7 protein-coding genes are annotated in these 6502 nt (G+C 42.1%); 4 read left to right on the top strand and 3 right to left on the bottom strand.

Going from position 1 to position 6502, the window contains the following annotated elements; all coding sequences use genetic code 11:
- Positions 1-48: 48 nt before the first annotated feature.
- Positions 49-702: a riboflavin synthase gene (locus IQ264_RS30945; protein WP_193986300.1), complete on the bottom strand. Its 654-nt coding sequence runs from the start codon at positions 700-702 to the stop codon at positions 49-51.
- A gap of 343 nt (positions 703-1045) precedes the next feature.
- Here IQ264_RS30945 and IQ264_RS30940 point away from each other — a divergent pair, with 343 nt between their 5' ends.
- The 3 genes from IQ264_RS30940 to IQ264_RS30930 all read left to right on the top strand — a co-directional run bounded on the left by IQ264_RS30940 (position 1046) and on the right by IQ264_RS30930 (position 3430).
- Positions 1046-1549 (top strand): bifunctional nuclease family protein, encoded by a 504-nt coding sequence (locus IQ264_RS30940; protein ID WP_193986298.1) that lies wholly within the window; start codon positions 1046-1048, stop codon positions 1547-1549.
- A gap of 91 nt (positions 1550-1640) precedes the next feature.
- Positions 1641-2765 carry an aldo/keto reductase gene (locus IQ264_RS30935; protein ID WP_193986295.1) on the top strand — a complete coding sequence of 375 codons (1125 nt, stop codon included), beginning with the start codon at positions 1641-1643 and terminating at the stop codon, positions 2763-2765.
- 149 nt (positions 2766-2914) lie between these two features.
- On the top strand, positions 2915-3430 hold the full coding sequence (locus tag IQ264_RS30930) for a hypothetical protein (RefSeq protein WP_193986293.1): 516 nt from the start codon (positions 2915-2917) through the stop codon (positions 3428-3430).
- Here the strand turns inward: IQ264_RS30930 and IQ264_RS30925 are convergent.
- Positions 3388-4584 (bottom strand): extracellular solute-binding protein, encoded by a 1197-nt coding sequence (locus tag IQ264_RS30925; protein WP_193986291.1) that lies wholly within the window; start codon positions 4582-4584, stop codon positions 3388-3390. The two genes, IQ264_RS30930 and IQ264_RS30925, sit on opposite strands and share 43 nt — an antisense overlap.
- A gap of 289 nt (positions 4585-4873) precedes the next feature.
- Between IQ264_RS30925 and IQ264_RS30920 the strand changes: the two genes are divergently transcribed.
- A complete protein-coding gene (locus IQ264_RS30920) occupies positions 4874-5245 on the top strand; it encodes a hypothetical protein (protein ID WP_193986289.1) in 372 nt (123 codons plus the stop codon).
- Here IQ264_RS30920 and cobT read toward each other — a convergent pair.
- Positions 5242-6357 (bottom strand): nicotinate mononucleotide-dependent phosphoribosyltransferase CobT, encoded by a 1116-nt coding sequence (cobT, locus tag IQ264_RS30915; RefSeq protein WP_193986287.1) that lies wholly within the window; start codon positions 6355-6357, stop codon positions 5242-5244. The two genes, IQ264_RS30920 and cobT, sit on opposite strands and share 4 nt — an antisense overlap.
- Between the last annotated feature and the right edge of the window lie 145 nt (positions 6358-6502).

Here is a 6502-nt window from a genome sequence, read left to right as displayed (position 1 = left end):
CCTCCCTACCTCCCCACCTCCCCATCTCTTCTTCCTAGTCCCCAGTCCTCAGACATAGCCGTTTTCCATTAAAAAGTCGGGTGTGATGCTTTGGGGTGTTTTGCCGAAATGTAGGAGTTTTTCTACGTATTTGCCTAAGATATCGGCTTCTAGGTTTACTTGGCTGCCGTTTTTTAATAGGTAAAGGTTGGTGTGGGCGTAGGTGTGGGGAATGACTGCGACTTTGAACCAAGTTCCGTCGGTGTTGGATTCGGCTACGGTTAAGCTGATGCCGTTTACGGTGATGCTGCCTTTGGGGACGATGTAACGGGCGACTGATTCGGGGGCGCTAAAACCAATTTCCCAGGAGTTGGCGGTTTGTTCTACTGTTTCTAGATGACCAACTCCGTCAATGTGTCCGGTTACGAAGTGTCCGCCTAGTTTGCTACCGACTCGGAGTGAGGTTTCTAGGTTGACGTTGTTGTATTCTAGTTTTCCTTTGCCTAAGCGGGTGCGACTGAGGGTTTCTGGGGAAGCGGTGGCTAAAAATCCTTGGGAAAGTATTTCTTCTACGGTGAGGCAAATGCCGTCTACGGCTACGCTGTCGCCGATCGCTAAATCTTCTAAAATTATGTCTGCTGTGTGTTTAGCACAAGTTATGCCGATCCGATCGCCTGTCTGAATTTGAATGGTTCCTAAGCTCTGAATTAGTCCTGTAAACACGGCTTTATAGAAAAATTTTATTTTTGGTTCCTTAATTTATGATATATATGCCTCTCAAACGTAGTCGTCCAACCAGCTGCGGAATGTAGTTTTTTTTTGGGGAAATGTGAAAATTTTGCAGGCACGGTTAGGATCGGAGTCAAGAGGAGGGCATACTGGGAATGTAAAGACAATCTTATGGGATTGTATCGGTTTGACTTCACCTGGTTATAACGCCAGTATTGAGTTTAATCGTTAACTCTCTAACACCCTAATCTCTAAGGTACTAACTTGAAAAAGTCAAGTACCAGATTATCGTATAGATGTAATCTCCCTTACCAAAGGTATTATATAGGCCAAACCAATGATAGAGATGAAAGTCGCTGGAATTGCAGTTGATGCAATCACGCGCAGCCCAATAGTACTCCTGAAAGATGGGACCGAGCGACGAGCTTTGCCGATCTACATCGGTCAAGATCAGGCAAAGTCAATTATCGCTGCTTTGGAAAATCAACCGCCGCCCCGACCTCTGACCCATGATTTGCTGGTAAATATGCTGGAAGCGTGGGAAATGAAGGTGGAGCGAATTATTATTCACTCCTTACAGGACAATACTTTTTATGCGATTTTGACTGTTCGCAAAGGTGAGGTGAAAAAAGATATTGATGCTCGTCCTAGTGATGCGATCGCAGTCGCGTTGCGTACCCGTAGCCCAATCTGGGTGATGGAAGAAGTGGTTGCTGATGCTTCTATTCCTGTGGATAGAGATGCTGATGAAGCAGAACAAAGGGCTTTTCGGGAATTTCTGGAAAATGTTAGACCCGAAGATTTGATTCAGCGACGTGGCTTCAGCAGTGGAGAAGCCTAACTGGTCATTGATCTTATGTCATTGGTCATTAGTCCACAAATGACAAATCACAAATGACAGATGACAAATGACAATTGACAAATGACTAAATATGCGATATAGGCGTTTTGGTAAAACCAATCTCTGGCTCTCAGTGTTTTCTCTGGGAACTATGCGCTACTTGGATTGTGAGGCTAGTGCGATCGAAACTGTACAGCAAGCTGTGGCGCGAGGAATTAATCACATAGAAACAGCCAGAGGCTATGGAAAAAGTGAAGAGTATCTGGGAGCAGCACTAAGCGCTGGTTTAGAATTACCACGCTCCCAACTTTACATCACTAGTAAAATTCCGCCCACAGCTGAGGCTGACACCATGCGCCGTCATATCGATGAGTCTCTGAAGCGGTTAAAAGTTGATTATTTGGATTGTTTGGCGATTCATGGGTTAAATACTTGGGAACATTTAGATTGGGTAGAAAATGGTTGCTTTTGGGCGGTGCAGCAAGCGATCGCAGATGGTCAAGTCAGGCATTTTGGTTTTTCTACTCACGGCTCTTTAGAATTGATTGTTAAGGCGATCGACACAGGTTTATTTGAATTCGTCAATCTGCATTACTATTACTTTTTCCAACGAAACGCCCCCGCAGTAGAATTAGCAGCAAAGAAAGATTTGGGCGTTTTTATTATCTCACCTGCTGATAAGGGCGGACGCTTATTTTCTCCACCAACCAAGTTAAAAGATTTGTGTGCGCCTTTATCTCCTTTAGCTTTGAATTATCGGTTTCTGTTAAGCGATCGCCGCATTACTACCCTGAGTCTAGGTGCAGCTAACTCCAGCGAACTATCTCAGCCTTTAAGTATAGCAGATCGAGATTATCCTCTCACAACTGAGGAATTAAAAATTTTAGAAGGTCTGCAAACCCATCAATCAGCTACTCTGGGAACAGACAAATGTAGTCAGTGTTATGCTTGTCTCCCTTGTCCCGAAAACATTAATATTCCCGAAGTTTTACGACTGCGAAATCTTGCGATCGCTTACGATATGACAGATTATGGTCAATATCGTTATCGAATGTTTGAAAATGCTGGACATTGGTTTCCCGGAGTTAAAGCTAACCGTTGTACTTCCTGCGGTGAATGCCTCCCCCGTTGTCCAGAAAATTTGGATATTCCCTCTCTGTTAGATGATACTCATCAACGATTAAATGGGCCAAGTCGCCGACGACTTTGGGAGTGAAGACAGAAGGCAGAGCTCAGATCTTACACCAAGAGGCAGAGCCTCTGTTTTTCGTTCCCAGGTTGAACCTGGGAACGAGATGAGGGAGGTTCTACCTCCCCTGCTAGATAATCTGAGCAGAAGGCACAAGGTACAGTGGGAGTGCAATTATGATTGCTCAATTATTAGCTAAAAGTTTCGGAAAAAATCTCATCTTTTGGTTACTGTTTTTCTTAATTTCTTTAGATTTGCAACCAGTACAGGCGCAATATCAAGAGAGAATTCAGCAAAGAATACAAAAAGATATTTGCTCTAAACCAATTACAGAAAATGATATTTCTCTACGTCATCTTACACCACCTAGTATTTGGTTGGCGACACAAAGGTTTGGTGGTCTGTTAATAGATTTTTGGTTTACTTGTCCCAGTGACAGACGGGTATATCTAATAGTAAATCGCCAAATTTGGAATTCACTAACTTATGTAGAAAAATACGCATTTGTCAATCATTTTGGTATTTATTCAAGCTCGGATAGCTACAATGTGGAAGTATTAAATCCCCAATTAGAAAATATAGCGGCTTATAGATGTGACTATAGTGTAAATCCGCTCAACTGCAATTTATGGGTGGAAAGCTTTGGTAATTATGCGCCGCCGCCTTTGCGATCGCCTAAACCTAAACCTTGAAACCGAATTTCTCGCCACAAATTTAAGTATTGCTGCTTCGCTTTTAGGGAAAGAGGTAAAATAAATTCACTTCTTTGGTAAACATCTGGCGCGGGGAAAATTAATTTTTTATTACTAATAACTTTTGGTAATTCCTCCAAAGATTCGCCAGCAAAAATTGGTGAAGCAGCTTTACCAAAGCGCGAGAATAAAACTGCTATTTCTGATTGCCAACCAAAATCAATCCAATCCCTAGCAAAACTAAAATTATTACTAGCTTGAGTCGGACGTACCCATAAATCTGCCCACAGAGAGGTTCCTGATTTGGGAATTACTGCTCCAATCATGTTTGGGTAGCGTTGAATTACTGGCAAAATATCTGTAGACCAACCGACAGCTAACCAAGTGTCTCCCAAAATCAAGGGTTGTAAATATGTATTGTCGCTATAGAATTTCACCTGTCGATCGAGTGCTTTGAGTTCTGATTTAAGCTGAGGAATTTTATCTAATTGTTGAGTGTTGTAAGAGTTTTGGGGATTAATTTTTTTCAAGGTTAAACCAATGACTTCTCTTGGTTGATCGAGTAAGGAAATGCGATCGCGCAACTCTTTTCTCCATAAATCATTCCAATCTTGAGGCGGCTTTAAACCTTCTGCTTTAAATTTATCCCGACGGTAAACAATCATTGTCGTACCCCAACGATACGGCGCACCCCAAACTTGTCCTTTTTGGTCAATATTTCCCTGTTGATTGCGGCGGACTAATTGCTGATATTGTGGAGGTAATTGTTTCCATGCCTTGAGTTGTTCGGTATCTAAAGGTTGAATTAGCTTTTGTTCGATCGCCTCGGCTAACCAATAATCTCCTAAAGTCACTAAATCGGGAAACTGAATCACTTTTTCTCTGCCTGCTAGCAGAGGAAGCTTTGACCACCAATTCTGAGATTTCGGTTTTTCTGCTAAACTTTCAAATAACTGAATGAGTTGTGCTTCTACGGTTAAATCTAATTCACCTATTTGGTGAAATTCCCGGCGAAATTTATTTAATAGCTGAGGTGGAATAGAATCTTTGAGCAGTCGAATCCTTAAATTCGTCTGTTGCTGACTACCACAACCTGTGAATAAACTGGAAATTGCTAGAACACTAGTACCTAATAAAAAATCGCGTCGCTTCATTTAAGTTTAAATTGGCAATTTTGCTAGTTAATTTTTCCAAAGGCTTTTTTGTCAATAAGAATGTTTAATTGACCGAAAATTTACCTTGGCTACAAACAAAGTAACTAGTTTAATTAAGTTAACATAATTTTCTTAAGAATAATCTGGTTTTGTTGCTGCCGCTCGCCACAACAGAGAAACATATCTGAAGAAGATCTAAAGGAAAAGTTAAATGATTCATAAGGCAGTCAAGGTTTAGGAAATTATTCTGTAGGATAGGGACAGAAGCTTAATAACTTAGGGGTAAAAGATGGATTCGATAAAAAATCAAGTTAATGGATTGAACGAGAAGATAGAAACCCTCTGCCAATTGGTTGAACATTTAAATGAAAGAATGGGGGAAATTTTGTCGGAAATCAAGCGGTCTACACCAAAAGATACTGACCAGTTTGTTGGTCGAGTTGGAGAACGACCATCATACACCACTCTAACTAGAGTAGATGCTGCCTTAGCACACAAAGATATTTTGATAGATAACAGCTACTCAGACTCGAGTTCAGGAAATCGGGAAAAAGAAATAGGCCCAGAAATCCAAATTCAACGCCTAACAGCACAACTAACAGCAGCATATAACCGAATTGCGGCTTTAGAAGAACAATTACTGTCCAAAAGAGTTTATTAATTATTCTGTCCTAACCGTGCTGCTAAAACTTCGACAGCCTGGAGAAGTTGGCGATTATTCCAGCCTCCATAGAGATTGGCTGCAATACAAGCTGCACCTGCGCCTATGCCTTCTTTGACGCATCCCTGCTCATAAACTCGTAATTTTTCATAGTTAGAATTGGCAAAACTAAAGTTATTACTCAGCAAAGGAACTGAACCAACTATTTGAGCTAAACCTACTGTGTCACCAGTAGGATCTTCTGCTACCCAGCGAGTTGTACCGACAACGATTTGTTCCTGTTGCCAAGGTAAAGAATATTCTGTTGCTATAGCCTGAATCAAGGCATAGACAGCTAGCATTTGCGTTCCGCCAGCCAGCATTACCCCGCTAGTTTTACTAGCTGCGATCGCCATTCCCGCAACTACAATTTGCATGGGATCGCCCACTGCTGCTAAGAGTTGCAGCACCCCAAAAGCAGACGGAAATTTTTCAAAATTTAGCAACTCAGCCGCTTTTAGTCCCTGCTGCACCACAGCCCACTTTTGTTGGTGATTACATTCCGGGTGACTACTGTTGACTTTACCAGCAGCGGCAAAACCTAAACCAGTGAGTACTGCCAATGCAGTAGTAGTTCCGCCAACTACACATTCACTCAAAATTAACCAACTGGATGGATGAAGGGTGGCTAACTTTTCTCCCCAAACTAACCCTTGGTCTAGCAAACTTTTAACTATAGCTAGATCGAGGGCTTTTCCTGTACTTAAACAATTAGCGGCTTGACCTCTTAAATCAATATTGGGGATCGGTGGTGGTTGCAGTAAACCTGCATTAAAAATATATAGAGGCAAGGCAAGAGACTCAACCACAGCACGAGAAATTAATACTGGGGAAGCGCCTGCGTGCAATGGTGGTAAGGGATATTTTGGGTTAGGTGAGGGGCCATTATATAAAAATTCTGCATCTGCTAAGGCGGTATATTTGCGATCGCAAGGAGTAGCCCCCGCCGCAGAAATCCCCGGAATTAATCCAGTTTCCGTAAATCCCAACACACAAGCAAACACAGGTTGACAACCTCGATGCCTTTGCAACCAACGTTTTCCCTGTTCTACTTGCGTGTAAATTTTAATCATAGGTTTAATCAAGGGGACTGGGGACTGGGAAAGGCAGAAGAGGGAAAGTTTTGAGTTTTGAGTTTTGAGTTTTGAGTTAAAGAGAAAGTTGGGGGAGTTTTGAGTTATTTAATTTCCTCTTGTCCCCCCTGCCCCTCTGCCCCTC

Origin of the sequence: [Phormidium] sp. LEGE 05292 (assembly GCF_015207735.1) — a bacterium.
Lineage (GTDB): Bacteria > Cyanobacteriota > Cyanobacteriia > Cyanobacteriales > Aerosakkonemataceae > Floridanema.
This window is presented reverse-complemented; position numbering and strand designations above follow the sequence as displayed.